The following is a 16,472-nucleotide window of genomic DNA, read 5'->3' on the forward strand; positions in this document are numbered from 1 at the left end:
GTCTTGTTCTCCGGGCAACGTTTTGCCCGGGCCCTGCACTGTGCACCACTCGAGCGTGCACCGCACGACGGCCGAGACCGATCAGTGCGCCAGCCGCCTGATCGCTACGGACTGCGGGTTGCCGGCGTCGGTTGGCGGCCGAATCGGGATGCCGTAGTCCTTTGCGATTCGGCTCATCCGCGACACGCTGCGCCCCACCTCGTGTCCGAGGTCCCGCAGGGTTCGCCGCTGATTGACGTACTGGTGGTGAAACCATGCCGGATCGACCGGTGGGCCTCCGGCGCTCGGCGTGATGCCGTGGTGTCGGGCCAGCCGACCGGTCACCTTCCTGCTGGCTCCGATTATCGCGGCGATCTCGGCGAGGGTGCGGCGTTGGACGCAGTAGAGTTCGACGAACTGCGCCCGACTCAACGTTTCCTCTGCGGCGGTCTGGGCCGTGCGCCGCCTGAGTCGTTCTGCAACAGTATGTGATTCAGGTGCGGGATGGTTTTCGAGGAGGTGGCGGATCACGTCGAGGGTGGTACCCAGTTGCCGCGCGATCTCCGACAGTGCGGTGTGTTCGCCGCGGGTCAGGCCATGCAGGGCGGCGAGGTCCACGGCGGTGGGATCGGGTCCGGGCAGGGCGAGCCCGTCGAGCAGATGCAGGGGTGGGTGCCAGGCAACCGGTTCCGCGCCCAACCCCTGGTCGTCGAGGAAGCGGCGGGCCTCCTGGTTGAGCAGCGCGGCCTGGGCGGGGGTGAGGGTGCGTGGGAATCCGGACAGTTTCGCGCGGACGTCGTAGCCTCCCTGGAGGAATGGGGATCGGGACGCGGGGAGCCCGCTGAGTCGTTCGAACAGCAGGCAGCGGGCGAAGTCCGCCTTCTGGCCGGCACCTGGGGGTGTGCCGGTCCGGCGGCAGATCTCTTGCCAGCGTTCGTCGGGTAGCAGGCCGCGGTAGTCGACATGGCGGCGTCGGTCGTAGTCGATCGGCGGCGGCTCGGCGCCGAGGTGGTCCGCCAGCCGGGTCAGCGCGGTCAGGGTGTCGTCCCAGTGCGGGGCGTTCCGCAGGTGTGCCAGTGTGCGGGTGACCCCGTCCGCACGGACCGCGGATCCCAAGCGGTCGATGGCCTCACCGATGGTGAGCGGGGTGCCCACCAGCAGAAGTGCCGCCGACAGTGCCGGTCGGACCTGCGCCGGGCTGCACGGCGGCACCGTGCACCGCAGCGACCATTGCGGCCAGAGCCGGGTCGGGAGGCGGCGGGCGGCGGCGTCCACCGCGGTGGCGTTCGCCGAGGGGCGGCTCGGGACGGCGGCGGCGCTGCGGTATCGCAGCTGATCGACGGCGCGGACGAACAGCGGCCGCAACGCGGCGAGTTGGATGGCAGCCAATCTCTCGCTGGTGGCGCTGCCCCAGTCGCCCATGACGCCGGCGTCGATCTGCCGGCCCAGTCGCCGGCCACCGTGCACCAGCCACCGCAACGACTCGCCGGCGTCGGCGATGTCGGGCCGATCCAGCACGGCCGCGGCCGCCGTTACCGCGACGGCCGTTGTGATCGCCCCGCCGGCCGCCGACAGCTGCGACGATCCTCGTACCGGCACCGGGGTCGACGATGCGGACGATCGAAGCTGGGTGAGCGCATGGGCGAGGTCGGCGGGAACCCTGTCGGCGATCTCCTCGGCGGTGCCGTAGGTGATGACGCGAGAGCCGATGGCGTGCAGATCGGCCAGCACCGCCCGGGCCGGATGGCGATGGTCGGCGTACACCCCGAACGTCCCGTGCCCGGCCGCGAGGACATCGAGCACCAGGTGCTGGGCCCGCAGCGCCGGGTGCCCCGGCGACAGCCGCATCACCGGTGCCGAGGCCAGGTCGGCTCCGCACCGGGCGAGCCGACTCCGCCCAGCGGTGTCCCTACTCGGGTGTGGGCAGCGGCCCGGACTGGGAACGAGCACACCACTGGGTCGACGACGCGGCCGCTGGAAGGTCCCGCAGTACGGGCAGGTGTCGGCCAGCAGGCAGCGGTGTTCGGTGCAGGCGAAGACGCACCCCAGCCGCCAGTGGAGTTGCCACCGTCCACCGGACTCGGCCAGACAGTCTGGGCAGTACCGGGATCGGCGCCCGTTACCCCAGGGCCAGCCCCCGGACCGTCCCTTCCGAACCTTGAGCGACAGCGCGACGCCGTCGTAGCGGACCAAGGTCATCGCCTCGACGGCGGCCGCGGACAGTTCCGTGGCCGCGGCGATGGTGTCCACTTCTCCTGGGGGCAGGTGCATCGGCCACATGCTCGGGCGCTGAACCCTTTCCGCGGCAGTCCGGTCCTCGTGGTGCAGGGCCGTGCCCAGGTCGACGAACGTCGTGCCGGTGCGGTGCGCGATGGCCTCGAGCCAGGAATCGATTGCCTCACCGGGCAGCGGGGCCACCCGGATCGGCAGGGACCGCACCCCGGTCACCGGCGGCGACGCGTCGGCCGGGTGGTGATGCGCCGCGCGTCGAGGGCGGCGGCGAGTTCTCGCCGCGCGGTCTCGGCGTCCTCGTCGTTGCTGACGGTATCGAGCACCTCGGCATCGAGGCGCTCGCGGCCGGTGGCGACCGCGCGGTGGCAGCCGCGGTTGACCAGCACCATCAGCGACCCAATGTGGCCGGTGCTGCGGACGAACAGGTAGTCCGACAGGTCGTCGGCGAGCATGCCCGGGTACTTGTCGGCCAGCACCAGCCCCTGTTCGATCGCCAACAGCATGGTCCGCCACTCACGGCGGCCGGTGTCGGTGTCGATGACGAACGGCCGCATCCCCACCAGCGTGGTGCGCCGCGCCGTCTGCGCCTCGGCGAACAGGCCGCGTTCGGCCAACTTGACGCCGATGAACACCACGGTGACCGGGAACTCGTTGGCGATGTACTTGAAGTGGTTGCTGATCTCCACGCCGCTGGTGGCGTGCATGCGCAGGAAATGCAGATCATCGACCACCAGAAGTCTTGTCTCACAGGAGGTCACACAGTCCAGTGTGCGGCGGGACAGGTCGGCGCTGGTGCCGCGGGCGGTCCCGGGGTGGGCGTAGAACTCGAGCATCGCCCGGTTGAACTCCTTGAGGCCCGTGTTGCCGGTCAACCCGACCCGGCACACCGGCCACCGCTGGTGCCCGTCACGGGTGTGGGTGCCCTTGATCCGGATCTCGCGGCGGTGGAACGCTTTCGCGAACGCCAGCACCGATGTCGTCTTGCCCAGGCCGGGGTAGGCGTCGATCGCGACCGCACCCTTAGCCTTGTCGCCGAACTGGAGGTTGCTGTCGACCACGGTCGAGAGCTGCTCGTGCAGGGCGGTCAGTTGCGGGGTCCGGATCGGCCCCAAATTCGCGTGCCACAGCTGCCGGAAATGGTTGTAGACCTCGGCGTCGCCCTCGCTGAGCGCCCGCAGCTGTCGGCGGGTCAGCACCTGAGGGGCGACCAGGGAAGGGGCGTCGGCGAAATCGCGCCACCCCTCCTTACGGGAGAGCGCCACATTGCCCAGCGGCGCGTAGTCCTGCAAGTGCTGCCGGATCAGTGCGATCGTCACAGGTACTCCAGCGCATCGGCGTAGAAATCGTCGCCGTCGTCGGGCCGGTCCGGCTCGTCCTCGGCGTCGTCATCACCGATGTCCTCGCTGGTCTGCGCGGCGTCGACCGTCGCCGGTGTGCCGTGACGCGTCATCGATAGCAGTCCGGTCGGGTCTGTCGGTCCGTCCGGGTCGAGGTCGAGCGCCGCGTCCTCACGTGCCATACGCAACGCCATGCGCCGCTCGGTCATGCTCGACCCGAGGCCGAGATTCCACCGCTCGAGCAGGTCGGCGACCGCGATCCGGTCGTCGGGGTAGAGGTACTTCGCCTTCGCCAACCGGCGGGCGAACGCCAACGCGTCCTCGCTGAGCGGCATCTGCATCGACCGGGCGTGCTCCCACTCGAGCGGGTACCACCGCCGGGAGGTCGGATCCCGCAGGTAGATTCGGGTGATGTCGTCCGGGTCGACGTGCAGTGGCCACCACCGGCCCTTGCCCTTTCCCCGGTCCGGGTACGGGCTGGCACCGTCGCGGCACCCGGGCGGCAGGTTGCCGTGGTAGCGGCGGCCGTGCACCTCGAACCCGTAGTGCTGGAGGGTGCGCCACTCCACCTTGAGGAACTCGTACCCGAGGTCCGGGTCGCGGGGGACCTCGATGTAGCCGGCGCGGGCGATGCCGTGCTCGAACATCACCGCCGGCGACATCTTCACCGCCGGCAGATGCGGATCGAGCAGGCTCTCGTGCGGCCGGTGGTGATACACCACCGCCACCCACTCCCGGATGATCGCCTCCAATTCGTCGAGGTAGAAGAACGCCTCCGACTCCGGCGCCACCCCACGCGAATGCACATCCGGGCCCTTGTACCCGGGCAGCGCCTGCAACAGGTCCTCCCGGATGGTGCGGAAGAACCGCTCCACCGGGCCCTTATCGCGACCGGTCCGCAACCGGGCCGGCTGGATCGAGATCCCCATCCGCTGACACACACTGGTCAGATGCTCGGAGACGTAGATCTTTCCGTGATCGATCACGATGGTCTCCGGCGCCAGCGCCGGAGACGCCGCCCCGACCATCGGACCGTCGATCGCCGAGGTGTCGATCAATAGGGACCGGGGAATCCCGTGCTCGGGCCACACCGCGTGCGCGGGCCAATCCTTGCCCGCCGGACGCGGCCGGAACGCCTGATACAGCGTGGCCGCGGCGTCCACCGCCTTCGTCGACACCGGCGTGAGCCGGATCCCGAGGACACAGCGTGTGTACCAATCCATCCCGACCGTTAATTCCGCCTGCACCCACCGCAACGTCACCGGGTCCAGGGCAAACACGTCCAGCCGGGTGGTGTCCATCAACAGGTACTCACCCGGCCGGGTCGGCCGCAGCTTCCCGTACGGCCCCTCCGGGCGGGAAGCGATATCCCGATTCCGTTTGGTGCTCAACCGGAACGTCGGATGCCCCCGCTCCAGATCCTCGAGTATCCGGAACGCGGTGGCCCGCGACGGCAGCTTCACCACACCGGCACCGAACCGGGCCACGACCCGGGCGTTTGCCCGCTCGATCACCATCGTCCGTGACGGCCGCGACTGATCGGTGTGCTCGACCATCACCTCCAGGGCAGTCTCCACCCACCGGTCATCCTTTTTCGATGAACTCGTGCCAGAATCGCGCCGCACCGCCAACCCGGCCTCGCCGAACTTCTGGAACTTGCCGACCCAGCGCTCGATTGTGCGAACACCGACCCCCAACTCGGCCGCTTTGGCGGCATATCGGTCCGACAACGCGACATCCTCGCCGAACTGGGGGCGCGGCTCGCTCGGGCCCGCGATTAGCGGGTTTCCGGACCGATATCCGGTAAGCACCTCGCGCACATGGGCTGCTCGCACAGTGAGTTGCTCCTGCTCGGCCGTGGTCAACTGGGCCAGCACCACGGCGGCGACTTCCTGATCGTCATCGCTCGATGGGCCGGAGCCGTCCGGGATCACCCGGGCACACCCGCACCCCAGGAGCTCCTTCAACGCGACGCGTCGATACTGCCGGCCGGATGCGTCCTTGACGACGACCTCGTTCCCCGCCGCGGTCGACACCATCTCCACCACCTCGACGGTCTCGCCGTCGTAGAGGAACCGTGTCCCGACACCGACCCGCACACCCGCGCCCGTCACGAACGCACTCCCAGCACGCTGCACGAACTCAGGGTCTTGCTCAAATCGAGCGTGAAATGGTGTCGCCACAACAAGTGCAGGACAGCCGATCGCACGACAGGTTCCGGCTGCTCGGGCAGGCACCGGACGGCCTCACCCAGCGTGACGCCGTGCAGGTCGACCGATCGCAGGCCCGCCAGCAAGTCCTCGTCGAACAGCCAGTCACGACGATAGCCGGCCAAGAATCGGACATTGCTAAACTCCGGCTCCGCCGGTTCGCTGGCAATCTGGTAGCGCCAACCACGCGACTCCACCACCAGCCGCGTCCACGCAAACGTCAGCGCAACATCCGGCTTCGCCAGCCGCCGAGTGGGTTTCACATCAACAACAACCGGACCCGCATCGCTCAACAGCAGATAGTCCGGCACGTGCCGTCGTGCGCGCCCGCCACGTCAGCTTCGAGCAGGAACGGCTGAGCGAGAATGCGCCGCACCGAGCGATCGAAATCTGCCAGCAGCAGGCGAGCCAACTCCAGCCGCGACTCGTAGATCACCAGCGCCCGCTCCGTACTGGACCAGTAGGCGCCCGAATAGTGCTTCTGACCGTGATACCAGCGGAACGTTCGCCACGGTGTAGCGGCATCGACCAGCTCCTCCGGCGAGACATCGCCCCAATCAACTTCTGATTCAACACCATCCGCCTTACGGCGGACGCACGCCACAACAGAGGTCGGATGCGCATCAAGATCAACGGCCATCAGGGAACCTCGATACCGAAGCGGGCCGCACCACCGCAGCCCTTCACCATCAATCATCAACCCTGGTGATCCGCTGACCCGACATTCGGCGTGGGCGTGTCTCACGACAATGGCGGATCCGCCATCTGCCCGCCACTCACCGTGAGATTCCGCCACGGTTCTCGAGACCCTACAGATGCTCCGCTGCGCTCCGCTCTGTTGAAGAGCATCGTTCTTTTGACCTGCTGGCCTTCCGATCCTGATCGACGGCGGCCGGGGAACAACCCCTGGCGGCGCAAGCGCCGGCACAAGGCTCCGAGAACTTTCTCAACCCGTACTCGCTTCGCTCGCTGAGAAACTTCTCGGCCCAGGGGTTGCACCCCGTCCTGATACCGCCGATCCGACTCTCCTTTGCCAGCAGGGCAAAAAGAACGCCAGGGGCCACGGAAGTGGTCCGGCAGAGCATCGGAGGTTCATGTGAGCAGCACCATCGTCCTCGACAAGGTCATCGACCCCATCGCCGTCGCACGCGCGATCTACGCCGACCTTCGGGTCGAGGAAGACCCCGACTTCGACGACCTGGGCACGGACATGCGTGCCGAGCTGGTGGGCATGGTCTTCGGTCTTGTCCCCGACGACCCGTACATCCAAGCGGCCGAGATCCGGCTGGTCCCGGCCGACTTCGGCCTCTGACCACACCCAATCTTCAGAAGGAGACAGAGCATGCGCACCACCTTTTCCGCCATCGTCATCGAGATCGACGGCACCATGACCGCCCAGCACCTGCCGGTAGACCCGTTGTGGGCGAGGCTGCGTGTCCCGGCCGGTATCGGTGCGGCCCTGGACGCTGTTGGTGACGTCGGCGCGGCCGGGTTCGTTCTCGGGCGCGGCCCGCACCAGGGCACGGCGAGCCTGCTCGCGGGGGCGAACCATCAGGGTGTGCCTGCTGTCCCGGTCAACCCGGTGGCCACCGCGATCATGAGCCGGTACGGACCGGGCACCGACCGCCCGATTCGTGGCCGCGCCGTTCTCGTCGCCGGATGGGACGAGAACCCGGAACCGATCCTTGAACCGGTCGCGGAGGCACTGATCGCCAGCCACAGCCGCCACAGCCCCGCCCAGGCGGCGTAAGTAATCCGATCCGAAACGTCGGTGGGAACCGGACAGCAACTATCTGCCCGGTTCCCACCGACACGACGGACACCACTCACACACGTTGGGGCCGGAATGCCCCGCCATCACCACCGAAAGGAATCACAGATGAACGTGACACCGGGAGCGCCGAGTGTGCCGATGCGGGTGCTGCACAACGAGGCACGCGACGCGATGCTCATCGGCTACACCGACGGCGACCCCTTGCGCGAGGTGATCCGGTTCGAGATGGACCCACGCCGCGACCTCGAGGCCAATCTCGAGGAAGTTTTCGAGGCGCTCAACGAACCCGGTCCCCGACTGGCCCAGTTCGAGGTGGTCCGCCGGTACCGGGCCGAGCGGAACCGGTCGCTGAGCAAGGGCGATGTCCTGTTCTACGGCGAACTCGCCTACGCCTACGCCTACGCCGTCGCGGGAGCCGGATTCACGCGGGTGTACCCGACGCGCGAGTCCATCACCTTCCGCTGAACCACACCCGGAAACAAGAGAACACCGGGCAGCAACTATCTGCCCGGTGTTCTCGCCCGAGACAGTACAGGAGAGAGAACATCATGACCGCAACACAGCAACCGGTGGGCGTCGAGCTGATCGAGGTCGATCCACACACTCTCGACGTCGGCAAGAACGTGCGTGACCGAGTCGACCTGGACGCGACACCGGGGTTCGTGGCGTCGATCCGCGAGCACGGTGTGCTGCATCCGATCACCGCGAACCGCCGCGAGGACGGTGTCCTGGTGGTGATCGACGGACAGCGGCGGCTGCTTGCCGCGCGTGCTACCGACCGCGACACCATCCCGGTGTTGGTGCGCTCGCAGGACACGGCCGACGAGGTCGAGCGTGCACTCGCCCGGATCAGCGAGCAGATGAACTCGAACAACCACCGCACCGGCCTGACGACCGCGCAGAACGCCGCCGGGGTGGCCGAGATGCTCGACCTCGGGGTGCCGGTGGAACGGGTCTCCAAGGAGCTGAGCGTGAAGCGGAAGACGGTGAAGCTGCTCGGTGCGGTCGGTCGCCGCGAGGCCGCGAGGGCGATCCTGGAGGAGGGCTTGACGATCGAACAGGCTGCGGTCGTGGCGAAGTTCGAGGCGGACGGTGACACCGAGGCCGTGCAGGTATTGGTGTCATGCCATCGCAACTCGTTCGACTACCAGGCCCGCACGTTGCTGGCGGACCGGCAGGAGAAAGCAACCCGGGCCGAACGCACCGCCCCGTACGCCGACGCCGGATTCACCGTGCTCGACGGAGAACCCGGCTACCAGGATGACTCGAAGATCCACTGGCGGTACATCGCCACCGCCGAGGACGCCGAGGCGGACCCGCGCGCACACATCACCGAGGAGCAGGTGCGGCAACGGCCGGACCTGTGGGGTGTGTGGGTGACCACCGACACGATGTACGTCGACGTCGAATCCGGAGAGCCGGTCGAAGAGGGCGACATCGATTGGGACACCTTCGACGACCCGGACGTCAAACCTGAGGAAGGACTGCGGCACGCGAACTCGGTCGAGGAACGCGACGTGTATGTGCCGCAGTTCTACTTCCTCGACGTGCTGCGTGCCGAGGAGGCCGGGCTGGTCCCGGTCAACGGCGGCCGCTACCAGTTCAACCGGGCGATTCAACTCGCCGGGTTCAACCCGGCCAACCCGTTGCCGGAGAACGAGGAAGCCCGCGAGGCCGCCCTCCTGGCGGCGGAGGAGACCAAGCGGGTGCAGCGGCGCCGGGTACGGGAGCTGAACAAGTTGGCCGAGTCCGCTACCGACGTGCGCCGCGAGCTCATCCGCGAAATGTTGTCGGCGACCAAGCCCCCGAAGAACGCGGCCACGTGGACGGCAATGATGATCGCGCTCGCACCGCACCAGTTGTCGGAATACCACTCGTCCGATCTGCTGCCGGAGTTGATGGGTGAGAAGACCTGGGCGGCATACGACGCGAAGAAGAAGATCGCGGCCGCCGCGACGGCGGCCAGTGAGTCCCGCGCCTGGATGCTCACGTTCGCGGTCACCGTCGCGGCGATGGAGTCGCGGATGGCGAAGGACGCATGGCGGTCGCGGCCGCAGTACGTGAGCGAGTACCTCGGGATGCTCACCGAGAACGGTCACACCCTCTCGAATGTGGAGAAGGTGATCAGCGGCGAGCTGCGGCCCGAGGACATCGACATCACTTAGCTGGACTGCGCCCCCGGAAGTACGGAGTTCCGGGGGCGCTGACCGGAGAGCATGGAGGGTGTTCGGGCATCGAGCCCGAACACCCTCTGCGCACAGCGGTCTGTGCGCACGACGTGCTGTGCGACGCGCTGAGAATCACCAGAGATCACCAGAGAGTGAGCGGCAGGCCGGCGGATTCGGCGCGGCGAATCCGCAACTCGATGCTGTCGGGTCCGTCGCCGTTCGCGAGGCCGGCGCGGACGGCGGCGGCGATAGCTCGGGTGCGCCCGGCGGGACCACGGACGTCGGCGAGTGGACTCGCGAGGTTTCGTCGGCGCAGGTGGTACTCGGTGCGGTTGACGGCGTTGGTGCCCAGGCGCATGTGGTGCGGGTTGACGCATCCGGCGAAGTCGCATTGATGACACAACACCGCGTCATCGGCACCCGACCACCCCAATCTGGGGATCACTCCGTATTCGAGTTGATAGGCGAACAGATGGGCGGGCACGGTGCCGCGTCGAGACGCACCGGGGAGACTCGCGGCCCGAAAGGACCCGTGCCCAGTTGATGAGACCCCGGCCAACCATGGCGTGCACAGGTTCCCGCTGCGTCGATACCGTTTGGCCTCGAAGCGGGCCACGATCGTGGGCTCGGAGAGCCAGGACCGCCACAGTTGTGCCGGAACGCGAACCGGTTGTGGCTGACCGATCAGGGTGAGTTGCTCGACGTCTGCAACCACCGGGGTTTCGGGCATTCCGGGCAGCGCGGGAACGCTGCCGGTGACGCCCACGTGTTCTCCGCTCGATCGCTGTTGAGTGCTGTTACCGAGAGGGTATGCGTGGAGACCGACACGTTTGATGCGCGTGGATGGCCGTCGATCAGCGGCGAATGGATTCGCCTCAGCCGCGGTACGGAGTGGGTGAGTGTGTGACGTGAATGTCGCCGAATGTCAGTTGGTTCAGCATCCGCGTAACTGACTCGACGCGAAGCTCTTGTTCGGGGCTCGGTCCTACCCAGACCGACTCGACTAGTTTTCCGGGGTAGGCAGTGTCTCTCTCGGGCTCGTACAGGTTGAACGGTGTATAGCGCAACTGCATGTATGGGATCAACATCCCCGTCGGCGACGGCCGAAAGTCACACGCTGTGTACTGGTGGCCAGCTGAGTAGATCAGACGCCACTCCTGCTCTTCTTCGAAGGCGTCGTGCTTGAACTGTGCCAGACATTCGACGGCCTTCTCGACGGCGGCGCCGCTATAGCTCGCAGGGTGCACGATCGCCTCGGCCGCGGCTTCAATGATCGACTCGTCGAGCTTGTAGTGGACCGGGAAGAGTTGGCTTGCGCCGAGATAGCCGATGGACTCGTTCCCTGCCCGCATCGCAGGGACTAAGAACGACTTGAGTACGTCTACAGGAAACTCGATGGAGTATCCGTTGGCGCCGTATCCGCGCCACTGACTAAGCAGGTCGGCTCTGCTGCAGAAGCTGGTGATGTATGCGGTGTGAGCGGTTTGGTCGATGCCGGGGTTGGGGTCAGTAAAGTTCCCAACCCGAATCCGTTCGGCAAGGTTGGTGATGCGGTCTTTGTGATTGGCATCGTCGCGTGCAACGCAGTCGAGCATCGCATCCGCCAGTGTGTTGGCAGCGAAGCTCAACTCTTGTGAGTCGTTCAGGTACCGCGCATCGCTTGCCCATAGTGTTAGGGAACGTTCCGTCGGAACCCGGGGGAAGCCGTTGATTGGCTTCGGTGCAAAAATTCCCTGGAGGCCGCTTGCTGTTGTGTAGTGGTGCAGAGTCTCGGGAGTTTCGTTCACTTGGGGATCGTAGGCGGAGTTGCCGACACCTAGCGTCTGAGGTACGCACCGTGCCACTGACAGGGGTGTCAGTGGCACGGGTTTGAACTACTCGGTCAGGCCGACGCGGCGAGGGCTTCCTCCCCCGGTCGCGGTGAGGCGTCGACCGTTTCGGTGTTGGTGGGTGCCCCCTGCTGTTCCTTCTGAGTGCTCTTGCGGGGCCGGCGTTGCGGTCCGCGTCGGCTCGGCTTGCTGTCGTCGGTCTGCCACCGCTTGAGATCGGACTCGCTGAATCCGGCGCTGCGCGCGACGGCGAGTGCGTCGGCCAACGCCTTCTTGTTCGCGGTGTCGGCGCGGGCGAACTCTTCGCGGGTGTCGGCGAGAGTTTTGTGTGCTGTGGCGACCACGCGGATCGCCTGCATCTTCTTCTCGGCTTCTCGGCGGATCTGTTCATCGAGAGCGGCGAATTCGGTTTCCAGTGGCTGGGTTTCCATGGGCACGATCGTATAGGCGTTGCGCGCGAATCTCGAGCCGTACACGCGGCCAACCACGTGAGGTGCGGCGCGCTCGGATTCTGTTGTCCCCGGGTGGGTGTCCGGGTAGGCGTTGTGTGCACACGACACAGCGGAGCGGAGTGATGTCGTGTGTGCCCAATGCCGTTAAGCCCGGTACCCACTTGGGGACAACTCCCCCGCTGTGACGTCGCGTCGGACGCGCGGAGCGCGGCCCTATGCCAGCCCGTTCGGGGCCGGCCGACCACAAGTGTGGAGCGCCCTGGTCCTCATGTGGATGCCTGAGATTCCCTGTCCCGCTCCGCTCGATCTCGGGCACCCACAATCGGGTCCGCACCACAGGTGGGGACGGCCGGAAAACCGGGCAAAGGAACTCGCTGCGCTCGTCCTGTGCTTCTTTCAAAAGCGGGCACACGACGCAGGCGCTGCGTGCCAACGGATCGAACACCGGTGGAGCAAGATAGTGGATTAGGTGACCTAATCCGGCGTGTCAGATTCGGCGGTGCCCGCCGAATCTGAGACACTGTCGCGTAGCCCCACATTGGTGGGGGCGCTGCGCTGGGCCGGGAAAGAGGTGAGGACGTTGAGTGATGAATCGACTGAACGTCCGCGCCGACTTCGGCGTGAGAGGCGCGCCAACGTCCTTGGCGGCCGACAACATCGGCACATCGTGAAGGTCACTCCGGAGGAAGAGTCGCTGCTGCTCGCGAAGGCGCAGCAGGCGCGGGTGAGCGTGCCCCGACTGTTGGTCGAGGCGGCGATGGCGGATGGCCGTGAGACCGCTACGGATCGACAGGAACTGGCGATCCAGCTATTCGGTGCCTTCCGGTTTCTGTCGGCGCTGTCGAACAACATCAACCAAATGGCGAAGGCCACCAACGCGACCGGCGAGCTGCCCGACGGGCTTGGTGTGACGCTTGGTGAGGTGCGCCGGCTGGCGATGCGGATCGACGGTCTGCTCGACGGGTTCGATGCCGGATGATCGCGAAGATCGTGCGCGGTGAGAAGATGACCGGTCTCCTGTCGTATCTCCAGGGTCCCGGCCGGGCGAACGAGCACACCGATCCCCACTTGGTGGCCGGTGACTCAGCGATCATGGCGTGGCACGACGACAACGAACTCTCGCATGAAGCTGCGATCGAGATCGCCCGTCAGATTGACCAACCCCGCCGTGTTTTCGGAACCGAGGTCAAGGTTCCGAACTACATGCGCGACGCGAATGGTGCCGATGTTCTGGACTCACACGGTAAGAAGCTGCGCGACCCGATCGACCCGTTCCGCGATGGCAATGTCTGGCACTGCTCGCTCTCGTTGCACGCCGACGAAGACCAGCTCACCGACGACCAGTGGGGTGCAATAGCGCAAGAGTTCATGGACGAGATGGGCTTTACGGAGTCCTCCGGACGCTCCCCCGCTCGCTGGGTCGCGGTGCGCCACGGCCTGTCGAGCAACGGCAACGATCACATCCACATCGCCGCCTCCGCAGTGCGCGAGGACGGAACTAAGGTCGACCTGTACCGTGACTGGAAGCGCGCCAGCGAAGCAGTCAACATGCTCGAACGCAAGCACGGACTAGCGGTCATCGAGTCCCGCAATGCCAAGACCGGCGAGCGCGGCTACCACCGCGCCGAGAAGTATCGCGCCGCCCGTGAGGGTTCGAGTGAACTCGATAGGGAGCTGCTCTCGCGGCGGGTCCGCGCGTGCGCGACCGCGTCTCGCGACGAAGCCGAGTTCGTGCGCCGACTACGCGGCCAAGGACTGATCGTGCGCCCACGCATGGCTTCCGGACGAAGCGACGTCGTGGTTGGCTACAAGGTGGCGGTGCGGCCGAAGGACCGTGCCGCCGCGCCGGTGTTCTACGGCGGAGGACACCTCGCGAAGGACCTCACCCTCCCCCGGTTGCGGCACGAATGGACCGACTCCCCGGAAGCCTCCAACGCTGCTGTAGCTGAGTGGAACGCCGCGCGCCGCGGGCAGAAGCCCGTCGCACCAGGACGCGAAACCAAGGTCGTCGCTGACCCGAAGATGCTCGATCGCGCAGCAAGAGACATCACCGCATGGAACAAGTACCTCACCTCGATTCCGGTCACCGATCGCGCGCAGTGGGCGCGCGCAGCGGGGCGTACCGCAGGCGTGTTCGCCGCATGGTCGCACCAACTGGAGGGGAAGCCGGGACCCCTTGCCGAAGCATCACGTCAGCTCGCCCGGTCGGCGCAGGTGCCAGCACACCAACACTGGCCGAAGAAGGCCGGCGCCATGTCAGCCGGCGGTGCCGCGCTGATCGTCATGCAGGCCAGCCCCAATCTGTCGAAGACCGTCGCCTACACACTTCTGCTCCGTCAGCTGATCAAGGCGACCGAGGCGATCGCCGACGCACACCGTGCTGCGGGTGACGCGTCCCGCGCAGCCGAACTCGAAACATTTGCACGTACGCGACTGGACGCCGTTCACCGCCAGCTTCCTCGAATGGGGACGAGTGCTGTGGCAACTGAGGCCCTTCCGGCTGAGACGTCGATCATGGACATCGATGCTGATACGGCGGAGGTGAAGTGGCAGGCGGGAACAGACTTCCCTGTCGCACCTGGGAAGGTGCCCGGCGCGCCGATTCCGGCAAGGCTCCATCCGCCACGAGACCACAGCCGTAGTGTGCAGCCCAGTTCGCGTACTGGAACCGAGAGGTAAGTAGGAACCGCGACCGGCCACCCCCTCGGACAGTTGGCCTAGCCGATTACGCCGGTCTCATGAAAATCGCCTTCGGCTCAGCCGTCTCGCTGTCCAATCGACGTCGGGCCGTGCCAAACAAACTGGGCGGTGTTTGACTCTCCAGGTGTGAGGGTCACGGCAACGGGTTCACCAGAATCATCTCGCACGATGTCTTCGATTCGGGCGCTTTCAAGCAGCATTCGCTGCAATCCGAGATCGACCGATACGTCACCGATTGAGACCTCTAGGCGGGCGTCGATAATGTACGGACGCTCCTCATCTTCCACGATGTTGCTGCCGTCGTGCACCGTGATCGAAAATGGCGACCATGTTCCTCGAGCTGGTTCGCGACGGAGGAGCTGAGCGACATGGTGGACGTCGGCCAGATGCGCGTCATCCAGCTCTTCCGGAATCCGAATCTCTTCGCTCGTGTGCTCCTGGATCACTTGGAGATTGCGGAGATAGGTGAGAAACGTCTTCTGCACACCGAAGTCGGCGTCGGTGGGGCACTCCTGTACTGCCGCCCGGTGGGCCCCGCGTACTGCCTCAACACTGATCCGATTCGGCGGATGGCAATTCGCTACGAATGCCACAGCTTGCTCAACCTCGTCGGGGAACCGTCCGTTGATGGGTCCTCGAGTGAAGCGTTGCCTCATCATGTACGGCGGCGTGAGCGTGGACATGATCTCGACTTCGAGGACGCCTGATTCGTCTCGGCCGCGGTTCGACCCGCCCGTTCGGTTCTGGTTAGTTACGAGGGGCGTGAAGTTGACGATCACACTCGCGAGTTCTTGGTCGTCAGGAGTGATTACCCGCATGCGCCGCTGGTGGCCTTGATCCGAATCCTCGGGTGACGGCGCCGGCAGAAGGCGGACTGAGCCGGAACCATCGGTCATGCCGAGACCTCCCGGCATAGTGATACTCAGATCCCTAGCCTCGATCGGGAGAGTGAACGGCCGACCGTATTCGATGAACTCTTTCAACTCGCGGTGTTCGTCACTCTCGGGCGTCACGACAAGGGTCATGTGCGACTCGACGGGGCGCTCGTTCAGCGATTCGGCGCACCGAGCGTGCACAGTGAATGTGACCCAGCTGTCCCCGATTTGCCGAGTGTTCAATGCGACAGTGCTCGGCGCGAAGTTATCCGGAACCGGCGGGACGGAGCCACTGATTGCGATGTCGTACTCAAAATGGGGGTCTCGGATGTTGAGACTCTCGCGCAGTTGCGTCAAGCCGTCCAGGACATCGGCAGGGGCCAAATTCGCATACTCATCGTCGGTCGGGGCTGCCATCGGCAAATGAGCGATCGCGGAGAAGCGTGCAAGATCCTCCGCCAAGCGCTCTCGCCCGTCGTGCAGGTAGTAGTCCACGATGTCTTGGTACTTGGCTGCCCATCCGTCGGCGTGGGACAGCCCTCGCCATTCGCACGGGAAGTCGCCAGTCTCCTGAAGTTCCGTCAGCTTCACGAGGTTGCCGGGGGTCGGATCCAGCGGCATGGTGAGGTACCACTGATCGATAACCCAGCCCCGTTCGCTTGCGTATGTGCGGAGACGGCTGTGAGATTTATTGATCTGGGCCCATTGGGTGCTTGTGAGGTTCGTGGCGAAGTACTTGACCTGATAGACCGTGTAGTGGTTTGGGTCAGTTTCCGATGGAATACAGACGTCTATGCCCCCGTCGCCGCGAGCAGGGCGCACGCGGTATGCGGATGGGAACTCCCGGCACAGGAACATCGAGACCATGCTCTCGGTCTCCTCCGATGTTCTCCTGGACCATTCGATGCGCGGCATG

General features: G+C 65.9%; 15 protein-coding genes. 6 read left to right on the forward strand and 9 right to left on the reverse strand.

Translation table 11 applies throughout. From position 1 onward, the window contains the following. Positions 1 to 81 precede the first annotated feature (81 nt). From L1080_RS37390 to L1080_RS37410, 5 genes are read right to left on the reverse strand one after another with little or no spacing between them, the layout of a single operon-like run. Positions 82 to 2,418, reverse strand: a complete 2,337-nt coding sequence (locus tag L1080_RS37390) for a TniQ family protein (protein ID WP_250775779.1) — start codon at positions 2,416 to 2,418, stop codon at positions 82 to 84. Positions 2,419 to 2,423: 5 nt separating this feature from the next. Beyond that, positions 2,424 to 3,527 carry a TniB family NTP-binding protein gene (locus L1080_RS37395; protein WP_250775781.1) on the reverse strand — a complete coding sequence of 368 codons (1,104 nt, stop codon included), beginning with the start codon at positions 3,525 to 3,527 and terminating at the stop codon, positions 2,424 to 2,426. Further along, positions 3,524 to 5,662, reverse strand: coding sequence for a transposase (locus L1080_RS37400; protein WP_250775972.1), 2,139 nt, complete (start codon positions 5,660 to 5,662; stop codon positions 3,524 to 3,526). The genes L1080_RS37395 and L1080_RS37400 overlap by 4 nt, the downstream gene beginning before the upstream one ends. Beyond that, positions 5,659 to 6,069: a TnsA-like heteromeric transposase endonuclease subunit gene (locus tag L1080_RS37405; protein WP_250775783.1), complete on the reverse strand. Its 411-nt coding sequence runs from the start codon at positions 6,067 to 6,069 to the stop codon at positions 5,659 to 5,661. The genes L1080_RS37400 and L1080_RS37405 overlap by 4 nt, the downstream gene beginning before the upstream one ends. Further along, entirely contained in the window at positions 6,048 to 6,398 is a 351-nt protein-coding gene (locus tag L1080_RS37410; RefSeq protein WP_250775785.1) for a hypothetical protein, read from the reverse strand. Before L1080_RS37410 ends, L1080_RS37405 begins: the two co-directional genes overlap by 22 nt. Before the next feature lie 456 nt (positions 6,399 to 6,854). Between L1080_RS37410 and L1080_RS37415 the strand changes: the two genes are divergently transcribed. From L1080_RS37415 to L1080_RS37430, 4 genes are all read left to right on the forward strand, one after another. Continuing rightward, positions 6,855 to 7,070, forward strand: a complete 216-nt coding sequence (locus tag L1080_RS37415) for a hypothetical protein (RefSeq protein WP_250775788.1) — start codon at positions 6,855 to 6,857, stop codon at positions 7,068 to 7,070. A gap of 30 nt (positions 7,071 to 7,100) precedes the next feature. Beyond that, complete coding sequence (locus L1080_RS37420) at positions 7,101 to 7,508, forward strand: hypothetical protein (RefSeq protein WP_250775791.1); 408 nt, start codon at positions 7,101 to 7,103, stop codon at positions 7,506 to 7,508. Between the two features lie 129 nt (positions 7,509 to 7,637). Next, complete coding sequence (locus tag L1080_RS37425; protein WP_250775793.1) at positions 7,638 to 7,997, forward strand: hypothetical protein; 360 nt, start codon at positions 7,638 to 7,640, stop codon at positions 7,995 to 7,997. Positions 7,998 to 8,080: 83 nt separating this feature from the next. Next, the gene (locus tag L1080_RS37430; protein ID WP_250775796.1) at positions 8,081 to 9,697 is read left to right on the forward strand and encodes a ParB/RepB/Spo0J family partition protein; all 1,617 of its coding nucleotides are present in this window, start codon (positions 8,081 to 8,083) and stop codon (positions 9,695 to 9,697) included. Positions 9,698 to 9,842: 145 nt separating this feature from the next. On the opposite strand, the gene L1080_RS37435 is transcribed toward L1080_RS37430, so the two are convergent. From L1080_RS37435 to L1080_RS37445, 3 genes are all read right to left on the reverse strand, one after another. Beyond that, positions 9,843 to 10,430 (reverse strand): hypothetical protein, encoded by a 588-nt coding sequence (locus L1080_RS37435; protein ID WP_250775975.1) that lies wholly within the window; start codon positions 10,428 to 10,430, stop codon positions 9,843 to 9,845. Between the two features lie 145 nt (positions 10,431 to 10,575). After that, complete coding sequence (locus tag L1080_RS37440) at positions 10,576 to 11,487, reverse strand: DUF2971 domain-containing protein (protein ID WP_250775798.1); 912 nt, start codon at positions 11,485 to 11,487, stop codon at positions 10,576 to 10,578. Between the two features lie 95 nt (positions 11,488 to 11,582). Continuing rightward, on the reverse strand, positions 11,583 to 11,960 hold the full coding sequence (locus tag L1080_RS37445) for a hypothetical protein (protein WP_250775800.1): 378 nt from the start codon (positions 11,958 to 11,960) through the stop codon (positions 11,583 to 11,585). Between the two features lie 562 nt (positions 11,961 to 12,522). On the opposite strand from L1080_RS37445, the gene L1080_RS37450 reads away from it, so the two are divergent. Together L1080_RS37450 and L1080_RS37455 are read left to right on the forward strand one after the other, a co-directional pair. After that, positions 12,523 to 12,960, forward strand: coding sequence for a plasmid mobilization protein (locus L1080_RS37450; protein WP_250775804.1), 438 nt, complete (start codon positions 12,523 to 12,525; stop codon positions 12,958 to 12,960). After that, a complete protein-coding gene (locus tag L1080_RS37455) occupies positions 12,957 to 14,660 on the forward strand; it encodes a relaxase/mobilization nuclease domain-containing protein (protein WP_250775806.1) in 1,704 nt (567 codons plus the stop codon). Before L1080_RS37450 ends, L1080_RS37455 begins: the two co-directional genes overlap by 4 nt. Before the next feature lie 77 nt (positions 14,661 to 14,737). Here the strand turns inward: L1080_RS37455 and L1080_RS37460 are convergent, their stop codons facing one another. After that, positions 14,738 to 16,471, reverse strand: a complete 1,734-nt coding sequence (locus tag L1080_RS37460) for a hypothetical protein (RefSeq protein ID WP_250775808.1) — start codon at positions 16,469 to 16,471, stop codon at positions 14,738 to 14,740. Position 16,472: the final 1 nt, after the last annotated feature.

It is taken from the genome of Rhodococcus sp. MSC1_016, from assembly GCF_023667485.2.
In the GTDB taxonomy this organism is placed as follows: Bacteria; Actinomycetota; Actinomycetes; order Mycobacteriales; family Mycobacteriaceae; genus Rhodococcus_F; species Rhodococcus_F oxybenzonivorans.